The 26,942-nt window shown below is 60.5% G+C and carries 23 protein-coding genes and 1 tRNA gene; 10 read left to right on the top strand and 14 right to left on the bottom strand.

All coding sequences use genetic code 11. The features are described 5' to 3' along the window. Nucleotides 1-208: 208 nt before the first annotated feature. Nucleotides 209-1,690: a glutamate--tRNA ligase gene (gltX, locus tag AC07N4_RS13935; protein WP_102621977.1), complete on the bottom strand. Its 1,482-nt coding sequence runs from the start codon at nt 1,688-1,690 to the stop codon at nt 209-211. Between the two features lie 230 nt (nt 1,691-1,920). On the opposite strand from gltX, the gene AC07N4_RS13940 reads away from it, so the two are divergent. Both AC07N4_RS13940 and AC07N4_RS13945 read left to right on the top strand, forming a co-directional pair. Beyond that, nucleotides 1,921-2,970: an HlyD family secretion protein gene (locus tag AC07N4_RS13940; protein WP_096821184.1), complete on the top strand. Its 1,050-nt coding sequence runs from the start codon at nt 1,921-1,923 to the stop codon at nt 2,968-2,970. Next, nucleotides 2,960-4,510: an MDR family MFS transporter gene (locus tag AC07N4_RS13945; RefSeq protein ID WP_482082704.1), complete on the top strand. Its 1,551-nt coding sequence runs from the start codon at nt 2,960-2,962 to the stop codon at nt 4,508-4,510. The genes AC07N4_RS13940 and AC07N4_RS13945 overlap by 11 nt, the downstream gene beginning before the upstream one ends. Before the next feature lie 60 nt (nt 4,511-4,570). Here the strand turns inward: AC07N4_RS13945 and uvrB are convergent, their stop codons facing one another. Beyond that, nucleotides 4,571-6,586 carry an excinuclease ABC subunit UvrB gene (gene uvrB / locus AC07N4_RS13950; protein WP_096821182.1) on the bottom strand — a complete coding sequence of 672 codons (2,016 nt, stop codon included), beginning with the start codon at nt 6,584-6,586 and terminating at the stop codon, nt 4,571-4,573. Nucleotides 6,587-6,922: 336 nt separating this feature from the next. On the opposite strand from uvrB, the gene AC07N4_RS13955 reads away from it, so the two are divergent. Continuing rightward, complete coding sequence (locus tag AC07N4_RS13955; RefSeq protein WP_102621974.1) at nt 6,923-8,119, top strand: amino acid aminotransferase; 1,197 nt, start codon at nt 6,923-6,925, stop codon at nt 8,117-8,119. 112 nt (nt 8,120-8,231) lie between these two features. Beyond that, entirely contained in the window at nt 8,232-8,432 is a 201-nt protein-coding gene (locus AC07N4_RS13960) for a hypothetical protein (RefSeq protein WP_007956421.1), read from the top strand. On the opposite strand, the gene AC07N4_RS13965 is transcribed toward AC07N4_RS13960, so the two are convergent. Further along, complete coding sequence (locus AC07N4_RS13965; protein ID WP_102621973.1) at nt 8,429-8,659, bottom strand: hypothetical protein; 231 nt, start codon at nt 8,657-8,659, stop codon at nt 8,429-8,431. The genes AC07N4_RS13960 and AC07N4_RS13965 overlap by 4 nt on opposite strands. Before the next feature lie 228 nt (nt 8,660-8,887). Between AC07N4_RS13965 and AC07N4_RS13970 the strand changes: the two genes are divergently transcribed. Next, nucleotides 8,888-8,963, top strand: a tRNA-Asn gene (locus AC07N4_RS13970). Nucleotides 8,964-9,084: 121 nt separating this feature from the next. Here AC07N4_RS13970 and AC07N4_RS13975 read toward each other — a convergent pair. Next, on the bottom strand, nt 9,085-10,605 hold the full coding sequence (locus tag AC07N4_RS13975; RefSeq protein ID WP_493066267.1) for a nucleobase:cation symporter-2 family protein: 1,521 nt from the start codon (nt 10,603-10,605) through the stop codon (nt 9,085-9,087). A gap of 254 nt (nt 10,606-10,859) precedes the next feature. On the opposite strand from AC07N4_RS13975, the gene AC07N4_RS13980 reads away from it, so the two are divergent. Both AC07N4_RS13980 and AC07N4_RS13985 read left to right on the top strand, forming a co-directional pair. Beyond that, the gene (locus tag AC07N4_RS13980) at nt 10,860-11,144 is read left to right on the top strand and encodes a BrnT family toxin (protein WP_493066338.1); all 285 of its coding nucleotides are present in this window, start codon (nt 10,860-10,862) and stop codon (nt 11,142-11,144) included. Nucleotides 11,145-11,147: 3 nt separating this feature from the next. After that, on the top strand, nt 11,148-11,477 hold the full coding sequence (locus tag AC07N4_RS13985) for a BrnA antitoxin family protein (RefSeq protein ID WP_096821177.1): 330 nt from the start codon (nt 11,148-11,150) through the stop codon (nt 11,475-11,477). Nucleotides 11,478-11,480: 3 nt separating this feature from the next. On the opposite strand, the gene AC07N4_RS13990 is transcribed toward AC07N4_RS13985, so the two are convergent. Continuing rightward, entirely contained in the window at nt 11,481-12,308 is an 828-nt protein-coding gene (locus AC07N4_RS13990; protein WP_493066268.1) for an arylamine N-acetyltransferase family protein, read from the bottom strand. Nucleotides 12,309-12,506: 198 nt separating this feature from the next. Between AC07N4_RS13990 and AC07N4_RS13995 the strand changes: the two genes are divergently transcribed. Then, nucleotides 12,507-13,094: a GNAT family N-acetyltransferase gene (locus AC07N4_RS13995; RefSeq protein ID WP_096821175.1), complete on the top strand. Its 588-nt coding sequence runs from the start codon at nt 12,507-12,509 to the stop codon at nt 13,092-13,094. A 6-nt stretch (nt 13,095-13,100) separates the two neighbouring features. Here the strand turns inward: AC07N4_RS13995 and AC07N4_RS14000 are convergent, their stop codons facing one another. The 4 genes from AC07N4_RS14000 to AC07N4_RS14015 all read right to left on the bottom strand — a co-directional run bounded on the left by AC07N4_RS14000 (nt 13,101) and on the right by AC07N4_RS14015 (nt 17,015). Continuing rightward, a complete protein-coding gene (locus tag AC07N4_RS14000; RefSeq protein ID WP_192560214.1) occupies nt 13,101-14,543 on the bottom strand; it encodes a mechanosensitive ion channel family protein in 1,443 nt (480 codons plus the stop codon). A gap of 150 nt (nt 14,544-14,693) precedes the next feature. Further along, on the bottom strand, nt 14,694-15,320 hold the full coding sequence (ycaC, locus tag AC07N4_RS14005) for an isochorismate family cysteine hydrolase YcaC (RefSeq protein ID WP_096821173.1): 627 nt from the start codon (nt 15,318-15,320) through the stop codon (nt 14,694-14,696). Nucleotides 15,321-15,371: 51 nt separating this feature from the next. After that, nucleotides 15,372-16,055 carry an isochorismatase family protein gene (locus tag AC07N4_RS14010; RefSeq protein ID WP_096821172.1) on the bottom strand — a complete coding sequence of 228 codons (684 nt, stop codon included), beginning with the start codon at nt 16,053-16,055 and terminating at the stop codon, nt 15,372-15,374. Between the two features lie 93 nt (nt 16,056-16,148). Next, complete coding sequence (locus tag AC07N4_RS14015) at nt 16,149-17,015, bottom strand: pirin family protein (protein ID WP_102621969.1); 867 nt, start codon at nt 17,013-17,015, stop codon at nt 16,149-16,151. Nucleotides 17,016-17,119: 104 nt separating this feature from the next. Here AC07N4_RS14015 and AC07N4_RS14020 point away from each other — a divergent pair, with 104 nt between their 5' ends. Together AC07N4_RS14020 and dkgB are read left to right on the top strand one after the other, a co-directional pair. Beyond that, complete coding sequence (locus tag AC07N4_RS14020; RefSeq protein ID WP_102621968.1) at nt 17,120-18,028, top strand: LysR substrate-binding domain-containing protein; 909 nt, start codon at nt 17,120-17,122, stop codon at nt 18,026-18,028. Between the two features lie 116 nt (nt 18,029-18,144). After that, the gene (gene dkgB / locus AC07N4_RS14025) at nt 18,145-18,948 is read left to right on the top strand and encodes a 2,5-didehydrogluconate reductase DkgB (protein WP_493066269.1); all 804 of its coding nucleotides are present in this window, start codon (nt 18,145-18,147) and stop codon (nt 18,946-18,948) included. A 4-nt stretch (nt 18,949-18,952) separates the two neighbouring features. Here the strand turns inward: dkgB and AC07N4_RS14030 are convergent, their stop codons facing one another. The 5 genes from AC07N4_RS14030 to mgtA all read right to left on the bottom strand — a co-directional run bounded on the left by AC07N4_RS14030 (nt 18,953) and on the right by mgtA (nt 26,934). Then, nucleotides 18,953-22,171: an ATP-binding protein gene (locus tag AC07N4_RS14030; RefSeq protein WP_493066270.1), complete on the bottom strand. Its 3,219-nt coding sequence runs from the start codon at nt 22,169-22,171 to the stop codon at nt 18,953-18,955. Between the two features lie 13 nt (nt 22,172-22,184). Then, nucleotides 22,185-22,811 carry a response regulator gene (locus AC07N4_RS14035; protein ID WP_493066271.1) on the bottom strand — a complete coding sequence of 209 codons (627 nt, stop codon included), beginning with the start codon at nt 22,809-22,811 and terminating at the stop codon, nt 22,185-22,187. Nucleotides 22,812-22,918: 107 nt separating this feature from the next. Continuing rightward, nucleotides 22,919-23,353 (bottom strand): ANTAR domain-containing protein, encoded by a 435-nt coding sequence (locus AC07N4_RS14040; RefSeq protein ID WP_493066272.1) that lies wholly within the window; start codon nt 23,351-23,353, stop codon nt 22,919-22,921. A 110-nt stretch (nt 23,354-23,463) separates the two neighbouring features. Next, entirely contained in the window at nt 23,464-24,180 is a 717-nt protein-coding gene (locus tag AC07N4_RS14045) for an MgtC/SapB family protein (RefSeq protein ID WP_085711975.1), read from the bottom strand. A 54-nt stretch (nt 24,181-24,234) separates the two neighbouring features. Beyond that, on the bottom strand, nt 24,235-26,934 hold the full coding sequence (gene mgtA / locus AC07N4_RS14050) for a magnesium-translocating P-type ATPase (protein WP_096821165.1): 2,700 nt from the start codon (nt 26,932-26,934) through the stop codon (nt 24,235-24,237). Nucleotides 26,935-26,942 lie beyond the last annotated feature (8 nt).

The raw sequence follows: 26,942 nt of genomic DNA on the forward strand, positions 1-26,942 counted from the left end.
AGCCCCTCATCGTTGATGTCATCGCTGAGGACGGGGCGAATCTTAAGGGTGTATCGAAAGGCTGTCAAACTTATTTTTGAAAAATTTCAAAATTTTTTGTCGGCATAACAATCACTTACCACCCTCCCCCCGTAAATTCGGGGGAAAACGCCGAAGGACGGGATCAAAAGATCCTGACCTCCGGCGCGTCCTGCAGAGTCAAACGCAATCAGGCGATAGCGCCCAACAGCTTTTCCCACTCTTTGTTTTCTTTCTTCGACACGCCGCCCAGCAGGTCAATCGCCTGGCGCAGACGGAAACGGGTCAGGTCCGGCCCGAGAATTTCCATCGCATCGAGCACCGATACCGAGCTCGCCTGACCGGTGATCGCGGCAAACATCAACGGCATCGCATCACGCAGTTTCAGTTCGAGGGATTCGACTACTGCCTGAATCGTCGCCGTGATGCTGTCCTTCTCCCACTGACGCAGGCTTTCGAGCTTCCACAGGATCAACTGCATCAGTTGACGAACCTGATCACCCGAGAGCTTTTTCGATTCGAACAGCTTGGCATCCGGGTTCACACCACCGGCAAAGAAGAAACCGCCCAGCGGTGCAACCTGGCTGAACGTCTCGACGCGGCCCTGAACCAGCGGTGCGATCTTCATCATGTATTCGGAGTTGAACGCCCACTTCTGCACACGAGCGGCGAACTCTTCCACCGGCAGATCACGCAGCCACTGGCCGTTGAGCCACGACAGCTTCTCGATGTCGAAAATCGGCCCGCCCAGCGAGACGCGCTTGAGGTCGAAGTTGTCGACCATTTCCTGCAGCGAGAACTTCTCGCGCTCGTCCGGCATCGACCAGCCCATGCGGCCCAGGTAGTTGAGCATGGCTTCCGGCATGAAGCCCATGCGCTCGTAGAACGTCACCGAGGTCGGGTTCTTGCGCTTGGACAGCTTGCTCTTGTCCGGGTTACGCAGCAGCGGCATGTAGCACAGCTCCGGTTGTTCCCAGCCGAAGTATTCGTAAAGCAGGATCAGTTTCGGCGCCGACGGCAGCCATTCTTCACCGCGCAGCACGTGGGTGATGCCCATCAGGTGATCGTCGACCACGTTGGCCAGGAAGTACGTCGGCAGACCGTCGGTCTTCATCAGTACCTGCATGTCCATGCGATCCCACGGGATCTCGACGTCGCCACGCAGCATGTCCGGAACAACGCACACGCCTTCGCTCGGCACTTTCATGCGGATCACGTGCGGCTCGCCCGCAGCCAGGCGACGGGCGACTTCTTCCTTGGACAGCAACAGCGCACGGCCGTCGTAGCGCGGGGTTTCGCCGCGAGCCATTTGTTCGGCGCGCATCTGGTCCAGCTCTTCGGCGGTGCAGAAGCACGGGAAGGCATGGCCCATATCGACCAGTTGCTGGCAGTACTTCTGATAGATGTCGCCGCGTTCGCTCTGACGATAAGGACCGTGCGGGCCGCCGACGTCCGGGCCTTCGCTCCAGTCGATACCGAGCCAGCGCAGAGCGTCGAAGATCTGCTGTTCGGACTCGCGGGTCGAGCGCAACTGATCGGTGTCTTCGATGCGCAGGATGAACTCACCGCCGTGCTGCTTGGCAAAGCAGTAGTTGAACAATGCGATGTAAGCGGTACCTACGTGGGGATCCCCGGTAGGCGATGGCGCGATGCGAGTGCGGACGGTGGTCATGGCATGTCTCGAAAAGAATGAAAAGCAAAGAACGATCAAGCGGCGAATGGTAACAGGCGACACCCGCCCCGCTCCAGCGGACAGGGCATTTAAGCCAACTTTGCGTCTGTAACGCCCGTTGGCCGTGGTGAATGGCTGAATATCAACAGACGGCATTTACCGTTCATCGGCTGTATGCCAGATTCGCCTGCTGATAACTTTCCTTACAATTCCTCGACTACAGTTTGCCCATGCCTGCCCAACTCAAGCGTCGCCTGTTCATTTTCCTGCTGCTCGTCCTGCTGATTGCCGGGGGCTTTTTTGCTCATTGGTTTTTCAAGGGACGCTTTTATGAAAGCACCGACAACGCCTATGTCCAGGGTGAAATCACCCGCGTGTCGAGCCAGCTGAGCGCACGCATCGACGAAGTCCTGGTGCAGGACAACCAGCATGTGGAAAAAGGCCAGTTGCTGGTGCGTCTCGAAGGCGATGATTTCCGTCTCGCGGTCGATCGCGCCAACGCCGCCCTCGCCACCCGCGAGGCCGAGCGCCTGCAAGCCCAGAGCAAACTGACCCAGCAGGCCAGCCTGATCGCTGCCAGCGACGCACAAGTAGCAACCACGCAAGCCACCCTCGGCCGCTCGCAGGTCGATTTGTCGCGGGCAGAAACCCTGCGCAAACCCGGCTACGTCTCCGAGGAGCGGGTCACCACCCTCTCCGCCGACGCCCACATCGCCCGCTCGCAAGTGGCCAAGGCCCAGGCCGATGCGCAGAGTCAGCGCCAGCAAGTCAACGCGCTGAGCGCCGAAATCAAACGCCTCGACGCACAGATCTCCAACGCCCGCGCCGACCTCGCCCAGGCCGAGCTGAACCTGACCCGCAGCGAAATCCACGCGCCGATCAGCGGCCTGATCGGCCAGCGCGCCGCACGCAATGGCCAAATCGTGCAGGCTGGCGCTTACTTGTTGTCGATCGTTCCAGACGAAGACATCTGGGTGCAGGCCAACTTCAAGGAAACCCAGATCGGCCACATGCTGCCGGGCCAGAAGGCCGAACTGGTCTTCGACGCTTATGGCGATACGCCGATCGAAGCGCGGGTCGACAGCCTGTTCGCCGCCTCCGGCGCACAGTTCAGCCTGTTGCCGCCGGACAACGCCACCGGCAACTTCACCAAGGTCGTGCAGCGGATTCCGGTCAAGCTGACCTTCAAGGCCGATAACCCGCTGCACGGCAAGATCCGTCCGGGCATGTCGGTCACCGCCACCGTGAATATCAAAGACGCCCCAGACAATGGCCGGTGATCAACTGATCCGCCCGGTCGGCGAACCGACCCGGCGGGACTGGATCGCGGTGATGAGCGTCATGCTCGGCGCGTTCATGGCGGTGCTCGACATTCAGATCACCAACTCATCGCTCAAGGATATTCAGGGCGCCCTGTCGGCGACCCTGGAAGAAGGCTCGTGGATTTCCACCTCCTATCTGGTGGCGGAAATCATCATGATCCCGCTGACCGCATGGCTGGTGCAGTTGCTCTCGGCACGGCGGCTGGCGGTGTGGGTGTCGCTGGGGTTTCTGATTTCGTCGTTGCTGTGTTCGATGGCCTGGAGCCTCGACAGCATGATCGTGTTCCGCGCCATGCAGGGCTTCACCGGCGGCGCGCTGATCCCGCTGGCCTTCACCCTGACCCTGATCAAACTCCCCGAACACCACCGCGCCAAAGGCATGGCGATGTTCGCCATGACCGCCACTTTCGCCCCGTCCATCGGACCGACCCTCGGCGGCTGGCTCACGGAGAACTGGGGCTGGGAATACATCTTCTACATCAACATTCCGCCGGGGCTGATCATGATCGCCGGGCTGATGTACGGTCTGGAGAAAAAAGAAGCGCACTGGGAACTGCTGAAAAGCACCGATTACACCGGCATTCTCACGCTGGGCGTTGGCCTCGGTTGCCTGCAGGTGTTTCTTGAGGAAGGCCATCGCAAGGACTGGCTGGAATCGAGCCTGATCGTGACACTGGGCAGCATCGCTCTGTTGAGCCTGATCACCTTCGTCATCGTGCAGATTTCCAAGCCCAACCCGCTGATCAACCTTGGCATCCTGCGCAATCGCAACTTCGGGCTGTCGAGCATTTCCAGCCTTGGTATGGGGGTCGGGCTGTACGGCTCGATCTATCTGCTGCCGCTGTACCTGGCGCAGATCCAGAATTACAACGCCTTGCAGATTGGCGAAGTGATCATGTGGATGGGCGTGCCCCAGCTATTTCTGATTCCACTGGTGCCGAAACTGATGAAGTTCGTATCGCCGAAATGGCTGTGCACGATCGGCTTCGGCCTGTTCGGGCTGGCGAGTTTTTCATCCGGCGTGCTCAACCCGGACTTTGCCGGACCGCAGTTCAATCAGATCCAGATCATCCGCGCCCTCGGCCAACCGCTGATCATGGTGACCATTTCGCTGATCGCCACAGCTTACATCCTGCCGCAGGACGCGGGCTCGGCATCGAGTCTGTTCAACATCCTGCGCAACCTCGGCGGCGCCATCGGCATTGCCCTGCTCGCGACGTTGCTGGATGCGCGCACCAAGACCTACTTCGATTACCTGCGTGAAGCCGTGGTACCCACCAATCCGCAGGTGGCCGAACGGCTGGCGTCGATGGCCGATCGCTTCGGCAGTGACACGGCGGCGCTGGGGAAATTGAGCGAGATCGTTCATCAGCAGGCGCTGATCATGGCCTACAACGATGCGTTTCGTTTTGTCGGGATTGCACTGGGGATCAGCATGCTGGCGATATTGCTGACCAAGAAACTGCCCGCCGGCCTGAAGGCTGGCGAGGCGCACTAACCCTGAGTGGACGCAGAGCGTCCAGGGCTGCATTCCCACGCAAAGCGTGGGAACGATCAGTCAGACTGCCAACAATCGCTCGCGCATTTTGGCAATCTCGTCGCGCATCTGCGCCGCCGCTTCGAATTCCAAATCGCGGGCCAGCTGGTACATCTTCTCTTCCAGTTGGCGGATGCGCTTGGTGATCTCGCTCGGCGAGCGCAGTTCGGCTTCGTACTTGGCGTTCTCTTCGGCGGCCTTCGCCATGCCTTTGCGCTTCTTGCTGCGCGAACCGGGCACGGTGGCGCCTTCCATGATGTCGGCGACGTCCTTGAACACGCCCTTCGGTGTGATGCCGTTGGCCAGGTTGAAGGCGATCTGCTTGTCGCGACGGCGCTCGGTTTCGCCGATGGCACGCTCCATCGAACCGGTCATGCGATCCGCGTATAGAATCGCCCGGCCATTGAGGTTACGTGCCGCGCGACCGATGGTCTGGATCAGTGAACGCTCGGAACGCAGGAAGCCTTCCTTGTCCGCATCGAGGATCGCCACCAGCGAGACTTCCGGCATGTCCAGGCCTTCACGCAGCAGGTTGATCCCTACCAGCACATCGAAGGTGCCCAGGCGCAGATCACGGATGATTTCAACCCGTTCGACCGTGTCGATGTCCGAGTGCAGATAACGCACGCGCACGCCGTGATCGGCCAGGTAATCGGTCAAGTCTTCGGCCATGCGCTTGGTCAGCGTGGTGACCAGCACTCGCTCCTCCACCGCCACACGTTTGGTGATTTCCGAAAGCAGATCGTCGACCTGGGTCAGCGCCGGACGTACTTCGACCTGCGGGTCGACCAGACCGGTCGGGCGCACCACTTGCTCGATCACCCGCCCGGCGTGCTCGGCTTCGTAGTTGCCGGGCGTGGCCGAGACAAAAATCGTCTGCGGGCTCACCCCTTCCCACTCGTCGAACCGCATCGGCCGGTTGTCCAGCGCCGATGGCAGGCGGAAGCCGTATTCCACCAGGGTTTCCTTGCGCGAACGGTCGCCCTTATACATCGCGCCGACTTGCGGCACGCTGACGTGGGATTCGTCGATCACCAGCAAGGCGTCGGCCGGCAGGTAATCGTAGAGCGTCGGCGGCGCCGCACCGGCCGGGCGCCCGGACAGGTAACGCGAGTAGTTTTCGATGCCGTTGCAGTAACCGAGTTCGAGGATCATCTCCAGGTCGAACCGGGTACGCTGCTCCAGACGTTGGGCTTCAACCAGTTTGTTGTTGTTGCGCAGGTATTCCAGGCGCTCCTGCAACTCGACCTTGATCCCCTCGATGGCGTCGAGCAGGGTTTCCCGGGGCGTCACGTAGTGGCTCTTCGGATAGAACGTGAAACGCGGCAGCTTGCGGATGACCTCGCCGGTCAGCGGGTCGAACGCGGAAATGCTTTCCACCTCGTCATCGAACAACTCGATACGGATCGCTTCGAGGTCGGATTCGGCCGGATAGATGTCGATTACATCGCCGCGCACACGGAACGTCGCACGGGCGAAATCCATGTCGTTGCGGGTGTATTGCAGGTCGGCCAGGCGCCGCACCAGCGCACGTTGATCGAGCTTGTCGCCGCGATCGACGTGCAAGACCATTTTCAAATAGGTTTCCGGGCTGCCCAGACCGTAGATGCACGACACCGTGGTGACGATGATCGCGTCCTTGCGCTCCAGCAATGCCTTGGTTGCCGACAGACGCATCTGCTCGATGTGGTCGTTGATCGACGCATCCTTCTCGATGAAGGTGTCGGACGATGGCACATAGGCTTCAGGCTGGTAGTAGTCGTAGTAGGAAACGAAGTATTCGACGGCGTTGTTCGGGAAGAATGACTTGAACTCGCCATACAACTGCGCCGCCAGGGTCTTGTTCGGCGCCAGCACCAGGGTCGGACGCTGTACCTGGGCAATCACGTTGGCGATGCTGAAGGTCTTGCCCGAGCCGGTCACACCGAGCAGGGTCTGGTGCGCCAGCCCGGCTTCGATGCCCTCGACCATCTGGCGAATGGCTTCAGGCTGATCGCCGGCAGGGTCGAATCGGGTGACGAGCTGGAATTCAGACATAAACACCTCTGGAATCGCGACGCTGCGGACAAACCGGAGCCCCACGAGAAAGACCGCAAACGACCGATGTCGCGCAAGGAAAAACGAAGATTGTGCTGAATGTGGAGCCGATTGCCTCGCCTTTCAAGGCAAACGTCCTACATCCGGTAAAGTCTCCGACAAGTCCATTCGACTAACGGTCGAGAAATAATCGGAAAAACTTACCTTAAAAGCCGAATCGCCTGTCGCCATTGATCGATGATGGCCTCTATACTAGCTCCCCGTTTGTGCACCGCTCTAGTGCATTCGGCTGGAGCGCCACACGTCCCTCCACTCTCCATTAGAGCTGCCGTAAAAATGAGCCTGTTCTCCGCTGTCGAAATGGCACCCCGCGATCCAATCCTGGGCCTCAACGAAGCATTCAACGCCGATACCCGGACCAATAAGGTCAACCTCGGGGTGGGTGTGTACTGCAACGAAGAGGGGCGAATTCCACTCCTGCGCGCCGTCATCGAAGCCGAAACCATTCGCGCCGCTCAGCATGCCTCCCGTGGCTATCTGCCAATCGACGGCATCGCTGCCTACGACCAGGCCGTGCAAAAGCTGCTGTTCGGCAATGATTCGCCACTGCTGGCGGCTGGCCGCGTTGTCACCACTCAGGCGGTCGGCGGGACCGGCGCACTGAAAATCGGTGCCGACTTCCTCAAGCAACTGCTGCCGAATGCCGTTGTGGCGATCAGCGATCCGAGCTGGGAAAACCACCGCGCGCTGTTCGAAACCGCCGGTTTCCCGGTGCAGAACTATCGCTACTACGACGCCGCCACCCACGACGTGAACCGTGCCGGCCTGCTCGAAGACCTCAACGCCCTGCCGAACGGCTCGATCATCGTGCTGCACGCCTGCTGCCACAACCCGACCGGTGTCGACCTGAGCCCGGCGGACTGGAACAACGTGCTGGAAGCGGTCAAGGCCAAAGGTCACGTGCCGTTCCTCGACATGGCTTACCAGGGCTTTGGTGACGGCATCGCCGAAGACGCCGCTGCCGTGCGTCTGTTCGCCGAGTCCGGCCTGACCTTCTTCGTGTCGAGCTCGTTCTCCAAGTCGTTCTCGCTGTACGGCGAGCGCGTCGGTGCCCTGTCGATCGTCAGCGAATCGAAAGAAGAAAGCGCGCGCGTGCTGTCGCAAGTCAAACGCGTGATCCGCACCAACTACTCCAACCCGCCGACCCACGGCGCAAGCATCGTTGCTGCGGTGTTGAACAGCCCGGAACTGCGCGCCCAGTGGGAAGCGGAACTGGCTGAAATGCGCCTGCGCATTCGCGGCATGCGCGAGCAGATGGTCGCTCTGCTGGCGAAGAAAGCCCCGCAGCGTGACTTCAGCTTCGTCGGTCGCCAGCGCGGCATGTTCTCCTACTCCGGCCTGACCACCGAGCAGGTTCACCGCCTGCGCAACGAGTTCGGCATCTACGCCCTGGACACCGGCCGCATCTGCGTCGCCGCGCTGAACCAGAGCAACATCGAAGTCGTGACGGACGCCATCGTTCAGGTCATCTGATCTGACGTAGCACTGAAAACGGGAAGCTTTCGGGCTTCCCGTTTTTTATTTGTCTGAAGAAAAGCCGCTACACCCTCTAGACTGCACACAGACGATATTTCAGAGAGACAACATGAAAAACGATGACCTGCGCGCCGACCGCGACGATCTGGATGATTTCATCCCCCGTGCCCCGGCCAAACGCGGCAACAACCTGGTGCTGCAAGTCGCGGCCGGGGTGTTTCTCGGCGGGCTGGCACTGTGGCTGGTGCAACTGGGCGCAACGATGCTGTACGCCAAACTGATGCTCGGCACCTTCACGTTCGGCGGTTAAGCCAGTTCCGTTGCACGCTGAGTCGCCGCATCGTCATAAACGACGTAGAGCGATTCGGCGACCTGGCTCTTGATGGCCTTGGTGCTTTCCAGGCCGAGGACAAAACCTTCGGCCTTGCCGCCTGCACGGTTCAGTTCTTCAGCCGTGGCGGCCTGGGTGATCGCGTCGAAAAGCTTTTCGGCGTGCGGGCCGACGCCTTTGGGCAGGCTGATTTGCGCGGTGCTCATGCGAACACCTCGGCAGGACGATGGATCAGGATGGATCTATTCATGGCGCGTACCTTTTCGGCGAATGGCCGGCAGCGCGTGTGACCACTTCCGGGCGGCCATGGTAGACCTCTGCTGCGGTTCTGGTAACCGCCAATCGCCGATTTGCTGCCGTCCGTCCTGACCCTTCCAAAAAAATTACAACTGGCGCTTGACTAGTCTTTTTAAATCAGTAACATACGCACCAATTCCGCAATAGCTCAGTTGGTAGAGCAAGTGACTGTTAATCACTGGGTCCCTGGTTCGAGTCCAGGTTGTGGAGCCAAATACAGAGCCCCTGAATCGAAAGATTCAGGGGCTTTTTTGTGGACGCTGGAAAATACAGTGCAATAAAAAGGGCCGATCAGTTTCGCAACTGATCGGCCCTTCTCATTCAGAAACAGCGGTCAGACGTGCTCACCACTCTTGGCATGCGCCTTCGGTGCGCCGTGTCCGTGATCCGAGTCCGTCTCGATCACCGGCACTTCATTGCCGTCGCAGTCATGCAGTTTGCCGTCGCTGAAGTAATCGCCCTCGCGCAGCGCTGCCAGATCCCGATAACGCAGGGTTCGCTCTTCTGCTGCCGCAAACACCGACTGCTGATCCGAGTTACCCGCCGTGAAGTGGTTGAACGCCAGGTTCAGCAGGATCGCCATGATCGCCGACGAACTGATGCCCGAGTGGAAAATGGTCGCGAACCAGCTCGGGAAGTGATCGTAGAAGTTCGGCGCGGCAATCGGGATCATGCCGAAGCCGATCGAGGTCGCGACGATGATCAAGTTGACGTTGTTGCGGTAATCCACCTTGGACAGTGTGCGGATGCCGCTCGCCGCCACGGTGCCGAACAACACGATGCCGGCACCACCGAGTACCGACGTCGGCACTGCTGCGATCACCCGGCCCATGAACGGCAGCAGGCCGAGGATCACCAGGAAGATGCCGCCGGTCGCCACCACATAGCGGCTCTTGATTCCGGTCACCGCCACCAGGCCAACGTTCTGGGCGAAAGCGCTCTGGGTGAACGAACCGAAGATCGGTGCAAACATGCTCGACAGCATGTCCGCCCGCAGGCCGTTGCCCAGACGTTTGGAGTCGACCTTGGTACCGATGATTTCACCGACCGCCAGGATGTCCGCCGAGGTTTCCACCAGGGTCACCATGACCACGATGCACATCGACAGAATCGCAGCGAAGTGGAAGGTCGGCATGCCGAAATGGAACGGTGTCGGGAAGCCGAACATCGGCCCTTGAGTAACGTTAGAGAAATCCGCCATGCCGAGAAACACCGCCAGCACCGTGCCGATCACCATCGCCAACAGGATCGACAGACGCGAGATGGTGGAACTGCCGACCTTGCTCAGCAACAACACCAGCACCAGCGTGACCGCCGCCAGACCGATGTTCTGCATGCTGCCGAAGTCCGGAGCGTGGCTGTTGCCGCCCATGGCCCAGCGCGCGGCCACCGGCATCAGCGTCAGGCCGATGGTGGTGATCACGATGCCGGTAACCAGCGGTGGAAAGAACTTGGTGATTCGCGAGAACACCGGCGTGATCAGCAAACCGATCAACGACGCGGCAATCACCGCCCCGAGTACCGACTGAAAGCCGCCCTCCCCGCCACTGCTGACAATCGCCACCATGGTCGCGACACCGGAAAACGACACGCCCTGCACCAGCGGCAACTGACATCCGAAAAACGGTAGACCCAGGGTTTGCAGCAACGTGGCCAGCCCCCCCGCAAACAATGAAGCAGCAATCAACAGACCAATGTCCGCCGGCGATAACCCGGCGGCCTGACCGATGATCAGCGGCACCGCGACGATACCGCCATACATGGTCAGAACATGTTGCAGGCCGTAAGCCATATTCGCGCCGACCCCGAGGTTTTCGTCCTCGGGCCGTTGGTGTGAAACATGGGGCGTTTTCATGGTGGGGGGTTCCCTGGTTTTTGTTATGCGCACACTGTATTCAATACTCGTGACAAATGTCCATAGAGTTGTATACAACTTATCGGTCACATTATGGATAGGTAGCCACCCAACCTTCTATCCCGCCGCTTCCATCCCTCACAAATCCGGCAACACATCGTTAACTGCCCCTGCGCTCTATCCACCTAGGCTGAAGTGTTCATGGCGACCGACGGCGCGGCCGCTCTCTTTTTTATACATATAAAGTATGCATAATTAAGTCATTCAAGATTCAGTTCGACAAAAGCAAGAATGCTGCCAACAAACTCAAGCACAGAGGGATCAGCCTCGCCGAGGCCGAACCGGTCTTCCACGATGAGCGAGCATTGACGATTGAGGATAACGACCATGACGAACAACGCTGGATCACTCTCGGCAACGACGGCAAGGGACGTTTGCTGGTTGTCGTGTACAGCTATCGGGAGCCGAATCTGGTTCGAATCATTTCCGCGCGCAGCGCAACGCCCAGCGAGCGACGCCATTATTTTCCGGAGACTTGATCAATGAAGGATGAATACGATTTCACCCACGGAACACGGGGCGCCGTCGCCTCCAACAAGGGCAAGACCCGCATCACCATCATGCTCGACGACGCGGTCATCGAGGCCGCGCGAGGGGTCGCTGAAAGCGAGGGGTATGGCTATCAGACGGTAATCAATAACACCCTGCGCCATGCACTGCTCGACAGCCGGGGTGCAGCCGATGAACCCGAGCATGCCAGCGGGCAATTCAAGAAAGGCATCACCGCCACCGACCTCAAGAGTCTTGAGAAAAAACTGTCGGCGGCCGTGAACGAAATCCGGCGGGTACTGGAGCCGGATGTAAAACCGTAGGTTTCAGGCCGGCTGGATCAAGCGCGCCAGCGCCAGACGCGCACCAGGCTGGTGCGGCAAGCGCAGGCCGAACTCCCGCTCCAGCAATTCGATGAGCTCATCGACATCCGTCACCTCGCGTCGCTCGCTCTCGGCACCGATGCGATGGATCGCGAAACTGCCGTTGTTCAATGTGCGCCGCCAGCCGTCGCCCGTACGCGCGACCATCAGGCGCTGGGCGAACGGTGAATCCGGATGGGTCGAGACGTACCAGTTGCCGAGGGTGTAATCGATGTCTTCCTGGCGTTGCAGGTCGAACAGGTACATCGGCCGCCATTCGCCGGAGACCCTGGCCCGCAGCATGTAGCCATCGGCTTGCACTTCGATGCGATAGGGTTCGTGGGGTGTGGACTGCTCGGCTTCGGTATCCAGAATCAGCGGCGCGGTCGGCACCATGCCACCGAAGCCGACATCGGTGATGTAGCGCACGCCGTCGAGGGTCACCAGACTCAAGCGATGAGTCCGTGCCGTCCAGCTGCCTTCGGGCTGATTCATGACCACTCGCCCGCTGATGCCCCGCGCATCGAACCCCAACTCCAGCAACAAGGCCAGAAACAGATTGTTGAGTTCGTAGCAGTAACCGCCACGGGCATCGTCCAGGACCTTGCGCTGGATCGATGGCAGATCGATCAGCACGGGCTCGCCAGAGAGGGTCGACAGATTCTCGAAAGGAAAGGCACCGGTATGACGCAACTGCAACAGTCGCAGGGTTTCAAGGGTCGGTGCCGGGGGCGCGTCGAACCCCAGCCGTTGCAGATACTGTTTCAGATTCGCCAGGCGTGGCTCGCTCATTGCTCAGTCCTTTTGCAGGGAGACGCGGATCACTCCGCCGATGGTCGCCATGTATACGGGATCCGGCTATTGGATCGACAATAGATTTCACCAATCGGCTCTGTCGACTGATTTGAATCAGGCTCCATGAGCAGTTGCAACGACGACGCTCGTTGCGGCGTAATGGACGCTCGCCCGAACCGACAAGAGCCGCCCCTCATGCAAACCACGCTGCAAGGCCAGGGCATCCTCCTGCGCCCTCTCCAATACACCGACGCCGATGCGTTGCTCCATGCCGCTGCCGACGGCGAGTTGTGGAACCTCACGGTCACCGTGGTGCCCTCGGCAACTACCGTTGACAGCTATCTGAAAAAGGCCCTCGACGGCCGCGAGGCCGGCACGGTCATGCCCTTTGCGATCGTGTTGAAGGAGACCGGGGAGGTGATCGGCTCGACCCGGTTCTGGAAGATCGACCCGCTCAATCGCAAGCTGGAAATCGGCAGCAGCTGGATTTCGGCACGCTTTCAGAAAACCTTCGTCAACACCGAGGCCAAGTACCTGATGCTGCGGCACGCCTTCGAAGTGCTCGATTGCGTGCGCGTGCAGTTCACCACCGACGAAAACAACCAGAAATCACGCAACGCGATCCTGCGCTTGGGCGCACAGCAGGAAGGCATCGTGCGTCACGAGCGGATCATGCCGGACGGCCGCAAGCGCAACTCGGTGCGCTTCAGCATCATCGATGACGAATGGCCGCAGGTGCGCCTGAACCTTGAGCGCAAACTCGCCGGGTACGAGCAACGCTGACGGTCATCAGGCGCGATTGCGCAGCCACTGCAGGAAGCCTTTTTTCGGTGCAACCACCGGCGCTTCCTGGGTCAGGGACTGGGCCTTGAGCAGACGGAAATCGAGCAATGCCTTCATCGCGTCGTTGATGTCGTGGCGAGCATCCAGACAAGGCTTGAGATACGACTTTTCGATGCGATACAGCGCACAGAAGGTCTTGGCGGAAAAGTCCGCCGGCAGCGAGGTATCGGAAAGAATCCCCGCCTCACCGATCACTTCACCCGGCCCCATGCGCCCGGACTCGAACGGTGTGCCGTGACGCTTCAAGGTCACCGAAACCACACCGGATTCAATGATGAACAGATGATCGCTGACCTCCCCGCCCGCCAGAATGATCTCGCCGGCGCGGAAGGTTTGCAGGGTCATGTTCTGGCTGAAGGTTTCTTTCTCTTCCTGACGCAGGGTGGAGAAAATCGGCGAGCTGTCGAGCAGCGCCCGTGGCCGTGAGAGATGGGCCGGGGCCGCGGGCTCATCGCTCGACAGCAGATTGAACCCGGACGCTTGCAGATGCCGGTAAGCCAGATCGAACAGTTGATTGCGCACTGCGCGCTTCTCGTTCATCGAGGCCACGAATCCGCTGATTTCGTATTCCGCACCGGCACTGCTGGAACTCTTCAGCGCCACGCTCGGCGCCGGGGTGTCCAGCAGCGGGCGACAACCTTGCATCGCCCGCTCCAGGGCGTCGATCACCGAGTTCGGTCGCGCATGGGGGCTGACCTGCACGCTGACGGCAACCCCGAACATATTGCTCGGCCGGCTGAAGTTGATGATCTTGGCCTTGGCCGCCAGCGAGTTGGGAATCACCGCCATGCTGCCCTGGGACGTTTGCAGGCGCGTGGCGCGCCAGTCGATGTCGGTGACCCGCCCTTCCGTGCCGTCGATGGAGATCCAGTCATCGAGTTGATAGGGTTTGGTGGTGTTCAAGACGATGCCGGAGAACACATCGCTCAGGGTGCTTTGCAGCGCCAGACCGACAATGATCGCCAGTGCCCCGGACGTGGCCAGCACGCCTTTGACCGGCAGATCCAGCACATAGGCCAGTGCCGCAATAATGGCGATCAGGAAAATCACTGCGCCGAGCAGATCCTGCAACAGCCGTCCGGTATGACCGACCCGTTGCATCATTACCGCGCCGATCAGCACCGTCAGCGTGCGCGCCCCGAACAGCCACCAGCCGATCTGCAACCCGGTCGCCGCCAGGTGCAGCGGCACGTTGTCGGCCCACGGCGCCGGCTCCATCGGATTGAGGCCTTCGTTGAACAGCAGCACGCTGAACAGGCTGAAAATCAGCACCCGCACCAGCAGCTTCCATTCGCTGCCCCGGGAGCTGATCAGGCGCCACAGGCCCAGGTCGAGCAGGATCAGGATCAACGCGCAGAACAACGGATGTTCAGTCAGCAGAGACAGCATCAAACAACTCCGACAGAGGTCAATCGCGAGAAGATCGCACAGATTGGGCTTAGTGTAGGAGCAATTGATTTGGCGGGATGAGTGCTATTTGGCAGGCGCCGAAAAAACCTGTGGGAGACACCTTGTTCCCACAGGTTTTCATGGGGCTGGTTACTTGCCGCTGGTCAGCGTGCTGTAACTGGTCATCAGGTTGCGGTAGTCCGGGATGTGGTTGGAGAACAACGTGCCCAACCCTTCGATATCGTTGCGCCAGTCACGGTGCAACTCGCAGGCCAGACCGAACCAGGTCATCAATTGCGCGCCGGCGCTGGACATGCGGTTCCATGCCGATTCACGGGTCAGTTCATTGAACGTGCCGGAGGCGTCGGTCACCACGAATACATCAAACCCTTCTTCAAGGGCCGACAGCGCCGGGAATGCCACACACACCTCCGTCACCACGCCGGCAATGATCAGCTGTTTCTTGCCGGTAGCCTTGATCGCCTTGACGAAGTCCTCGTTGTCCCAGGCATTGATCTGGCCGGGACGGGCAATGTACGGAGCCTCGGGGAACAACGCCTTGAGCTCGGGCACCAGCGGGCCGTTGGGGCCGGTTTCGAAACTGGTGGTCAGGATCGTCGGCAGCTTGAAGTACTTGGCCAGGTCGGCCAGCGCCAGCACGTTATTCTTGAACCGGTCAGGCTCGATGTCGCGCACCAGCGACAGCAGCCCGGCCTGATGGTCGACCAGCAGAACGGCGGCGTTGTTCTTGTCCAGACGTTTGTATTGAGTGCTCATTGCAGTAATCCTCGCGTGTTGTCGACCTCGACGGAATGTCGAGGTCTCGGGTCAGCGCTGGGAATCCAGCGTTTCGTGTTCGTTCGCGACTTGCTGGGCCTTGAGGTAACTCTCGATCAGCAATTGATAATGCGGCATGGCCTGGGCGTAGACGGCTGCCCACTGCTCGGCATCGGGACGGTTCCACGAACCCTGCAGCTCGGAAAGCGTGGCCATGATGTCGATCGGCACCACCCCGGCCTGGGCCAGGCGGGCGATGGTCAGATCAGTGGCCAGTTTCGAGTGATTGCCGGAAGCATCGACCACCGCGAAGACCTTGTAGCCTTCGTGCACTGCGGCGATGGACGGGAATGCCAGGCACACGCTGGTCAGGGTCCCGGCGATCACCAGGGTTTTCTTGCCGGTGGCTTTGACGGCCGCGTGAAACTGCGGGTTGTCCCAGGCATTGATTTCACCTTTGCGCGCCACGTACTGCGCATGGGGCGCGGCTTCGTGAATCTCGGGAATCAACGGCCCGTTCGGCCCCTGCGGCACAGAGGCCGTGGTAATGACCGGCATCTTCAACAGGGTCGCCGCCTTGGCCAGCGCGATGGCATTGGCGCGCAGTTGCGGTACATCCATGTCCTTGACGATCTGGAACAGACCGCTTTGATGATCGATCAACAGCATGGCGCTGTCGTTTGGGTCGATAGTCGGTTTTTGGCCATTGAAGTTGGCCGCATTGACAGTGTTCATGTGCGTTTCCTCTTTCTTTTGGGCAGCAGCCATCCCTGGCCTTCGAACCGGCCTACGCATCCTGTGTAGAGCGGGGTGTGGAAGCGCGGCGTGTCAGCCGTGCATGCGGCCGAAGCGGCCGGACTGGAAGTCGGCGAATGCCTGGTGGATTTCCTGCTCGGTGTTCATCACGAACGGACCGTGGCCGACGATGGGTTCGTCGATCGGCTCGCCGCTGAGCAGCAACACCACCGCATCCTCGCTGGCCTCAAGCGTCAGTTGCCGGCCGTCACGCTCGAACAGCGCCAACTGGCCCTGGCGTACCGATTCCAGACCGTTGACCTGCACCGAACCGCGCAACAGCACCAACGCGGTGTTGCGGCCCTCGTGCAGATCCAGCGTCAGCAACTTGCCGGCGTTCAGGCGCAGATCCCACACGTCGATAGGCGTGAAGGTGCGGGACGGGCCTTTGTGGCCGTCGAACTCACCGGCGATCAGGCGCAGGCTGCCCGCGCCGTCCTTGAGCGGGATGCTCGGGATGTCGCCGTCCAGAATGGTCTGGTAACCGGGCGCTGCCATTTTGTCCTTGGCCGGCAGGTTGACCCACAGCTGCACCATTTCCAGATTGCCGCCGGTTCTGGCGAAGTTGTCCGAGTGAAACTCCTCATGCAGGATCCCGGACGCAGCGGTCATCCATTGCACATCGCCCGGGCCGATGGTGCCGCCGGCGCCGGTGGAATCGCGGTGCTGCACTTCGCCCTCGTAAACGATAGTCACGGTTTCGAACCCACGGTGTGGATGCTGACCAACGCCACGTCGTTCGGTAGTCGGGGTGAATTGCGCAGGCCCGGCGTGATCCAGCAACAGGAACGGGCTGATGTGCTTGCCCAGGTTGTCGTAGGAAAACAGCGTGCGAACCGGGAAACCATCGCCGACCCAATGGCCGCGAGGGCTGGTGTAGATACCGATGATGTTTTTCATGGTTGCCTCCAATCGGGTGAATGACGCGATGGATTAAGCTTAAATCCATGACCATTGATGGACTAGACTGCAAAAATCAGCTTTAGCGTTCTATATGGAGAACGATGGTGGAAGACCTCAACACCCTCTATTACTTCACTCAAGTGGTGGAGCATCACGGCTTTGCCGCCGCTGGTCGTGCGCTGGACATCCCCAAGTCGAAACTCAGCCGACGCATCTCGCAGCTCGAAGAACGCCTTGGCGTACGCCTGCTGCACCGCACCAGCCGGCATTGTTCACTGACCGAGATCGGCCAGGCCTACTACCAGCGTTGCCTGGCGATGCGGGTCGAGGCCGAGAGTGCCGCCGAGCTGATCGAGCGCAATCGCTCCGAGCCTCAGGGGCTGGTACGCCTGAGCTGCCCGACGGCGCTGCTCAATTCCTGGGTCGGGCCGATGCTCACCCGCTACATGCTCAAGTACCCGCTGGTGGAAGTGTTCATCGAGAGCACCAACCGTCGGGTTGACCTGCTGCACGAAGGTTTCGACATTGCGCTGCGCGTGCGCTTTCCGCCACTGGAAAACACCGACATGGTGATGAAGGTGCTGGGCAACAGCACCCAATCGGTGGTCGGCAGCCCGATGTTTGCCGAGCGCCTGTCATCACCCCCCTCGCCGGCGGATCTCAATGGCTTGCCGAGCCTGCATTGGGGCGCGGCGCAACGTGAGTATCAATGGGAGCTGCTCGGGCCGAACGGCGCTTCGGCGCAGGTCCGGCACACGCCAAGGCTGGTCACCGATGACCTGATCGCCCTGCGTCAGGCGGTGATTGCCGGAGTCGGCGTCGCGCATCTGCCGAGCGTGGTCGTACGCGAAGACATCGCCGCAGGACGCGTGGTGGAGTTGATTCCGGGCTGGGCGCCGAAATGCGGGATCGTGCACGCGATCTTTCCGTCGCGCCGGGGACTGCTGCCGTCGGTGCGCACGTTGATCGATTTTCTGGGTGAGGAATTTGCTCACAGCGACATCGCTTGAGACCTGCGATTGATTCGTGACTTCTGGTCAACAGTACTTTGCCCCGACAGCGGTTTTTCCAGAGGAATCAGACGCGGATACTCCCGCCCATTCCCACTGCAACCCTGGAGTCCTGCATGTCTGTTCCCGCTTTCGGTCTTGGTACGTTTCGCCTGCAAGGTCAGGTGGTCATCGATTCGGTGAGCACCGCCCTTGAACTCGGTTACCGGGTCATCGACACCGCACAAATCTATGAAAACGAAGCCGAGGTCGGCCAGGCCATCGCCGCCAGCGGCATCCCTCGCGACGAACTGTTCATCACCAGCAAGATCTGGATCGCCAACTTCGCCAACGACAGGCTGATCGAGAGCCTCAAGGAGAGCCTGCAAAAGCTGCAGACCGACTACCTCGACCTGACACTGATCCACTGGCCGTCGCCGGAAGATCAGGTGCCGGTGGAGGAATTCATGGGCGCCCTGCTGGAGGCCAAGCGCCTGGGCCTGACCCGGCAGATCGGTGTGTCCAACTTCACCATCGACCTGATGAAACAGGCGATTGCCGCCGTTGGCGCAGAAAACATCGCCACCAACCAGATCGAACTGCACCCGTACCTGCAGAACCGCCAGGTCGTCGAGTTCGCACAGAGCCAGGGCATCCAGGTCACGTCGTACATGACCCTGGCCTATGGCGAAGTGCTGAAGGATCCGCTGATCGTGCAGATCGCCGAACGACTGCAAGCCACCCCGGCGCAAGTCACGCTGGCGTGGGCGATGCAGTCGGGCTACGCGGTGATTCCGTCGTCGACCAAGCGTGCCAACCTGCAAGGCAATCTCGGCGCCACCGCGCTGACCCTGAGCGACGCCGACATGGCACTGATCGCCACACTGGAGCGCGGCCATCGCCTGACCAGCCCCAAAGGCATCGCGCCGCAGTGGGATTGATCGATCAGGCCTGAAGATGCTGCGCGAGGTCGTGCATGGCCTCGCGCAGCGAATCGATGGCGACCGTCAGCGCAGCCTCGGGCTCGTCGTCGCGGCAGGCCCGTTCGAGTACCCGGCAGGCCGAGACCACGCGCTCGGCACCGATCATGTGCGCCCCACCCGTGACGTGATGCGCCAGGTCACGCAAGCCTGCGCGGTCCCCTTTACGGCCTGACACGTCCAGCCGTTCGAGGTCGGCGCGCAGGCTGCTCAGTACCTCTTCACGCAATTGGCCGATGAGCGGGTTGTCCGCACCCGCCACCTTCAACAGCGCACTCAGGTCGAATTCAGTCGACCCCTGATCATCCACACTCTCTACCTGCGTTTCGCCGGCCTCTGCGGCCAGCAAGGCCTCGCTCAGTTCGCGCAGCAGAATCGGCTTGAACAGACAATCGTCCATGCCGGCCGCCAGGCATCGCTGTTTTTCTTCGATCCGTGCATTGGCGGTAAAACCCAGAATCAGGCAACGCGCCCTGCCCGTCGCCGCCTCTTCTTCACGAATCGCCCGCGCCAGTTCATGACCGTCAATCCCGGGCATGTTGATATCGGTGATCAGCGCATCGAAAGGTTGCCCCCGCCACAGCACCAGCCCCTGCTCACCGTTCCCGGTGTCGACGGCGCGGTGCCCGAGTTCGCTCAACTGCCGGCACAGCAACAAGCGATTGACCGGATGATCATCCACCACCAGCACCTTCAGCGACTTTACCGCCGTCACCGCTGACGTCGTTGCGGCCTCCTGCACAAGCGGCTCCAGCACACGCAGCTCCAACCGCAGCATGACCTGCGTGCCACGCCCCGGCTCGCTGCTGATCCACAAGTCGCCGCCCATGAGTCGACACAGATTGCGGCTGATCACCAGCCCCAGACCGGAACCGCTGGGCGCCGACGGTTGATGACTACCAACCTGCACAAACGGGTTGAACAACCGTTGCTGATCCTCGGCGCTGATCCCCCGGCCACTGTCTTCGACGATCACGCCCGCTTCCAACTGTCCGTCCTGCTCGGTGAACACTTGCAAGCGCAGGCTGACCTCACCTTCGTCGGTGAACTTGATCCCGTTACTCAACAGGTTCGACAGCACCTGTTTGAAGCGTACGGGGTCGAGCATCACGTCGACGTCGCTACGCTCATCCAGCTCCACCCGCCAGGACAATGACTTCTGTCGTGCCAGGCCTTCGAACACCCGACACACCGACGCCACCACCTCGCGCAGATTGGCACGCTCAGGGGCCAGCGACAGATGCCCGGACTCGATCCGCGCGATGTCGAGAATATCGCCGATCAATGCCAATAACTGCTGCCCCGCATGGGACGCCACTTCAATCGCCGGGCGATCGGTCACGCCTTCGTCGGCACGCTTGAGTGCCAGCTCGAGCATGCCCAGCAACGCGTTCATGGGCGTGCGGATTTCGTGGCTCATGACCGCGAGAAACGTGCTTTTGGCACGGTTGGCGTCATCCGCCACCTCCTTGGCCTCCTGCAATTGACGCAGCCATTGCTGGCGCTGGCGAATCTGCCGGCGTTGAAAACCGATCCAGCCCAATGCCAGCAACAACAACCCCGCCGCAACGGCAAACCCGCGCAGGATTTGCTCCCGATGACGCTGCCAGTAACTGTCCTGCAGCACTACGTTACGACTCCAGCGCGCGACCAGATCGTCCATTTCCTGCGGAGCGATGCTCAGCAGTGCCTTGTTCAGAATTGATTGCAGCTGCGGAGCATCAAGTGCCGTGGCCATCGCGATCCGGGCCGGCTGATCGCCCAGCGTCGAGACAATACGCAGGCGATCACGGTACTGGTGATCGATCTGATAACGCGCCACCAGCAATGAACTCAATGTCGCTTCGGCCTGACCGTCGAGCAGTGCCTGCGTGCCCGCCTCGGGGCTTGGCAATTCGACCAGACGGATCTGCGGCACATGTTCCAACAGATAGGCGCGCAATGGATTGCCGCGATACAGCGCCAGACGCTTGCCCGCCATCTCGTCCAGGCTGCGAGGCCCGGGCGCCTTTGAATCGGCGATCAGCACAAAGGGGCTGTTGGCGTACGCCCGGGTGAACAGCATTTCAAGTTCGCGCTCGCGGCTCGGGGTCAGCACCGGTAACAGGTCGAGCTCCCCGGTCTTCAATTGCTCGACCTGGCGATCCAGGGACTGCCCGCGTACCACTTCGAACCTCAGGCCGCTGCGCTGACTGATCAGGTTGAGCAGTTGGGCGGTCAGCCCAGTGAAACGGCCGTCAGCGTTAAAGAACGTCAACGGCGCAAAGTCGTCGACAGCGCCGACGCGCACCACCGGATGTTGATCCAGCCATTGCTGCTCGCTGGCGCTCAGACTCACTCGCGATTGGGCCGCCATGTCGGCACGACCGGCGCTCCAGCGCAGTTCAATGGCCAGGCGCTGCTCCATGGGAATGGCCAGCAGCGCCTTGTCGACCAGACGCTTCAAACGCGTGTTGCTGCGAGTCAGGGCGAAGCCGAACGGGTTGGCATCAAGGCCGGAAGGCCCGGCCAGTTGCAGGTCGTTGTGAAAATTGGTGTTGATCAGATAACTGGCGCTGATGAAATCGCCGAGGTACAGAGCATCCCGACCGAACGCCACGGCGCCGAGGGCATCGAGAATCGAGCGGTAACGCTGCAGGGAGGCTTGCGGGTAAGCCTTCTCGATCATCGCGGCTGGCAGGTAGTCGTCCACCATGGCGATGCGCTTTCCTGCCAGATCTTCCGGCAATGGCTCGTCAAGCCGGGTCACCCACATCGGCTGATCCTCGGCGTAGGCGCGGGACAGCATCAGGTCGGGATCAGCGATTTCGAAGTTGTTCGACGTGCCCAGCAGGTCCACCTCCCCGGCCTTGAGTGCCGCCATGGCGGCTTCGCGATCGGGGTAGCACCAGACCTCGACACCGATGCTCAGCAACTGGGCGATCGCGTCGGCGTAATCGGCTGTGAGGCCTTCCAGTTCGTATCGTTTGCGAGTCAATTCAAAGGGTGGGTAATCCGGCCAGGAGGCACCGATACGCAGCACCGGATGTGCACTGAGCCACTGTCGATCCTGTTCATCGAGGCGAAGCTGCACACCCTCCAACCGGGTGCGAGAGACAATTTCCAGTCTTTGTGCGGCCTCGCCTGCCTGCACCCCGTTGGCGAGCATCAACAGCAACAGGAAGGCAAAACGTAGCGGCCTCATCGTGCGCAACCGTTCAGAACAGACCGTTGCGCTTGACCAACTCTCGCAACAACACCAGCGAACTCATCCCGAGCTTGAGCATCAGGCGGGTCTTGTAAGTGCTGATAGTCTTGTGACTCAGGCTCATCTCCTCGGCGATGAGCTTGTTGGCTTTGCCGTGCGCCAGTTGCAAGAGGATGTGCAATTCGCGATTGGACAATCGTTCGATCAGCTGCCGCTCATCACTGTGTACATCAGAGTGACCTGGATTGACCTCAGGCAATTCCGGAAAATAGCTATAACCCGAGTGGACAGCCTTGATCGCATCGTGCAATTGCTGCAGCGAGGCGGACTTGCTCACAAACGCCATCGCCCCCGCACGTCGGCAACGCACCATATAGCTGTCCGGCTCCGCCGAGGTAAAAATCACCACTTTGCAGAGCAGCCCGAGCGCATTGATCCGGTCCAGCACTTCAAGACCGCCCATGCCCTTGAGCTTCAAATCGAGCACGATCAGTTTCGGCGCATGTGCACGGATCATCGGCACCACGTCGACGCCACTCGAAGCGACATGAATCGGTTTATAGCCCAGTGACTCCAGAAGCATTCTGACTGCGCGGACGACCACCGGGTGATCGTCGACGATCCCTGCTGAAAACATGATCACTCCCGGAGCGAATACATGACATGACGCCACCGATCTTGCATGAACGGGACTATGGATAGCGGCGCTACTACTTTTGCACGGTGTGCACGCTGAATCACCTGTCAGATCTGACAGTTGTGCGATAGACCGATCTGTGATCGAACACGTGATGAGCGCTCAACCAAGGCCTCGACCGAGGTCATCAACTGTTGGATGTCGCGGATTGAAGGCCGCGCGTCAGGGCTGGTGATGATCTTTTCCCCGAAGTGCCCGGACACACCTGAGTCGCTCGCGGGCTCACCATAGACCAGCGCCCGCCGGATTTGCGGATGATCAAACAGAAAACCGCGCAGATCCGACATCCCGGCCGCCAGTTCGGCATTGATCACCAGCACATCGAACGGCTGGCAGCCGTAATCGACCAGCGTCAACAGTTCGGCGAGGTTCTGCACCGGTGCGATACGGTAGTAATCGAGGCCATTGAACATCCGCTCGATTTTCATCCGGTGAAAATGCTGCGGGTCGGCGATCAGGATACGCAAGGTTTTGTCGGTCAATGTGGGAGTCCCGGTAGTCGCTTCAAGTGGCGGCAAAGACTACCCAAGCATCGGGACGAGCTCTGTAGGACTTTTCCGAAAAACACCGTCACTCATCCGGATTGAACGCTTTACTCCGTAGTGCTCGGGCTCCAGAACGCCTGCACCACCAGGTTCGACGTTGAAATCCGCTTCACCAGGGCGTCAAGCTCATCGCCGTCCACCGACGTGGTTGCGAGCGTGGCTTCGATCTCGATTTCGTCGGCACCGAAGGCGTGCACATCGACGTCACTGGCCGGGTAGTTGCTGCGTTCGAGCTCGGCTTCAAGCAAGGCGAACACAGCCGTCTGCTGCGAGCGCCGGGCGATGACGTAGACGATGTTGGTGACTTCCGCCGAGACCACATCCAGCGGCTGGCGGTTGATGTTGTTGACGATTGGGCGCAGCAAGGTATTCGCGGCGAGCACGAACAAGGTGCCGAGCACGGCTTCGGCCAGCAGGTCGGCACCGGCACAGGCGCCCACCGCTGCCGAAGTCCAGAGTGTGGCGGCGGTGTTGAGACCGCGCACATTGCCCTCTTCGCGCATGATCACACCGGCGCCGAGAAAACCGATCCCGGACACCACGTAGGCGACCACCCGGACCGCGCCTTCCGCCCCGCCGAGCCGGTTGGCCATGTCGACGAAAATCGCCGCGCCGACCGCCACCAGCACGTTGGTGCGCAAGCCCGCCGTGCGTTGCCGGTACTGACGTTCGAAGCCGATCAGGCCACCGAGGATGAAGGCCGCGCTGAGGCTGACCAGGGTGTCGAGCAGCGAATCGAGGTTGATGTTGTTGATGGCTTGCATGTTGAACTCCTTGAAACCGCCCCCCTTGCTCCCACAAGGGGGGAATCTTTCCTGTTACTGCCAGCCGAACCGGCGGATGTAGAAGCCTTTTACGGCCTGGGTCAGTGCCATGTACGCCAGCAGGATCACCGGCAGGAACACGAAGTACATCGACGGCAGCGCCTGCAATTTGAAGTAGTGCGCCAGCGGCCCCATCGGCAGGAAGATGCCCACGGCCATGATGATTCCTGTCATCACCAGCAGCGGCATGGCCGCGCGGCTTTGCAGGAACGGAATCTTCGGCGTGCGGATCATGTGCACGATCAGCGTCTGGGTCAGCAATCCCACCACAAACCAGCCGGACTGGAACAACGTCTGGTGATCCGGGGTGTTGGCATCAAACACGTACCACATCAAGGCGAACGTTGTGATGTCGAAGATCGAACTGATCGGACCGAAGAACAGCATGAAGCGTCCGACATCCCCGGGCTGCCAGCGTTGCGGCTGTTTCAGCATTTCGTCGTCGACGTTATCGAACGGGATCGCGATCTGCGAAATGTCATACAGCAGGTTCTGCACCAGCAGGTGCATCGGCAGCATCGGCAGGAACGGAATGAACGCACTGGCCACCAACACCGAGAACACGTTGCCGAAGTTCGAGCTGGCGGTCATCTTGATGTACTTGAGCATGTTGGCGAAGGTCCGGCGCCCTTCCAGCACGCCCTCCTCCAGCACCATCAGGCTCTTTTCCAGCAGGATGATGTCGGCCGCTTCCTTGGCGATATCCACCGCGCTGTCCACGGAAATACCGATGTCTGCGGTGCGCAGCGCCGGTGCGTCGTTGATGCCGTCGCCCATGAACCCGACCACGTGGCCGTTGCCCTTGAGGATGCGCACGATGCGCTCCTTGTGCGATGGCGTCAGCTTGGCGAACACGTTGGTGGTCTCTACCGCCACCGCCAGTTCCGCGTCGCTCATGCGTTCGATGTCGTTACCCATCAACAGGCCTTGTTGCGCGAGGCCCACTTCGCGGCAGATCTTGGCGGTCACCAGCTCGTTGTCGCCGGTGAGCACTTTCACGGCCACGCCGTGTTCGGCCAGAGCCTTGAGTGCCGGTGCGGTGCTTTCCTTCGGCGGATCGAGGAATGCCACGTAACCGATCAGCGTCAGTTCCTGCTCGTCGCCCAGGCTGTAAGTGTCGCGACCTTCAGGCATCGACCGTGCCGCCACCGCTACCACGCGCAAGCCTTCAGCGTTGAATGCTGCTGTTACCTGACGAATTCTCGCCAGCAATTCATCGCTCAAGGCTTCGTCGACTTCACCGTGACGAACCCGGGTGCACACCGACAACACTTCTTCCACCGCGCCTTTGCAGATCAACTGATGCGGTTGGCCGTGCCCTTCGACCACCACCGACATGCGCCGGCGATTGAAGTCGAACGGGATCTCGTCGACCTTGCGAAACGCCGTGCCGACCTTCAGTTCACGGTGGACTTCCACGTGTTCCAGCACCGCCACGTCGAGCAGGTTTTTCAGGCCGGTCTGGTAGTAGCTGTTCAGATAGGCCATTTCCAGCACGTCGTCGGAGTCTTCACCCCAGACGTCGACATTGCGCGCCAGGAAGATCTTGTCCTGGGTCAATGTGCCGGTCTTGTCGGTGCACAGCACGTCCATGGCGCCGAAGTTCTGGATCGCATCCAGGCGTTTGACGATGACCTTCTTGCGCGACAGGAACACCGCGCCCTTGGCCAGGGTCGAGGTGACGATCATCGGCAGCATTTCCGGAGTCAGGCCCACGGCGATCGACAGCGCGAACAGCAGGGCTTCGGTCCAGTCACCCTTGGTGAAACCGTTGATGAACAGCACCAGCGGCGCCATGACGAACATGAAACGGATCAACAGCCAGCTGACTTTGTTCACGCCTTGCTGGAACGACGTCACCCCGCGATCGGTTGCCCCGACCCGCAGCGCCAGCGCACCGAAATAGGTGCTGTTGCCGGTAGTGAGAATCACCGCGACCGCTGTCCCGGACACCACGTTGGTGCCCATGAACAGGATGTTGTCGAGCTCCAGCGGGTTACGCGTATCGCGATCCGCCTGACGGGGGAATTTCTCCACCGGCATCGATTCGCCGGTCATCGCGGCCTGGCTGACGAACAGATCCTTGGCGCTGAGCACCCGGCAATCGGCAGGAATCATGTCACCGGCCGAGAGCACAATCAGATCGCCGGGCACCAGTTGCTTGATCGGCAGTTCAGTGCGCGGCGCATCCCGGCGCAGCACGGTGGCGGTGTTGCTGACCATCGCCTTGAGCGCGTCGGCCGCCCGGTTGGATTTGCTTTCCTGCCAGAAGCGCAGCAGGGTCGAGAGCACCACCATCGAGAAAATCACGGTGGCGGCCTTGAGGTCGTCCGTCAGCCACGAGATCACCGCCAACAGGGTCAGCAGCAGGTTGAACGGGTTTTTGTAGCAGTGCCACAGGTGGGTCCACCACGGCAGCGGTTGCTCATGCTCGACTTCGTTGAGGCCATGCTGCGCACGCAGCACATCGACTTCGAAATCGGTGAGGCCGTCGGTGTGGGTACCGAGGTTCGACAGCAACACGCCGCTGTCGCAATGGGCGGCGTCCACCAACGTGTTGGCCAGGGTGGGCGGCACTTCACGGCTGACCGTGGTATCGCGAAGACTTTCCAGCACGGCCAGACGACGGAAGTGCCGGGCGATGTGACGGGTCCGCAGGAAGCCTGCGAAAAATTCCTTGAGCGTAAGTTTCATGGCTGTTG

The sequence above is a fragment of the Pseudomonas sp. GW821-FHT09E04 genome, from assembly GCF_059416185.1.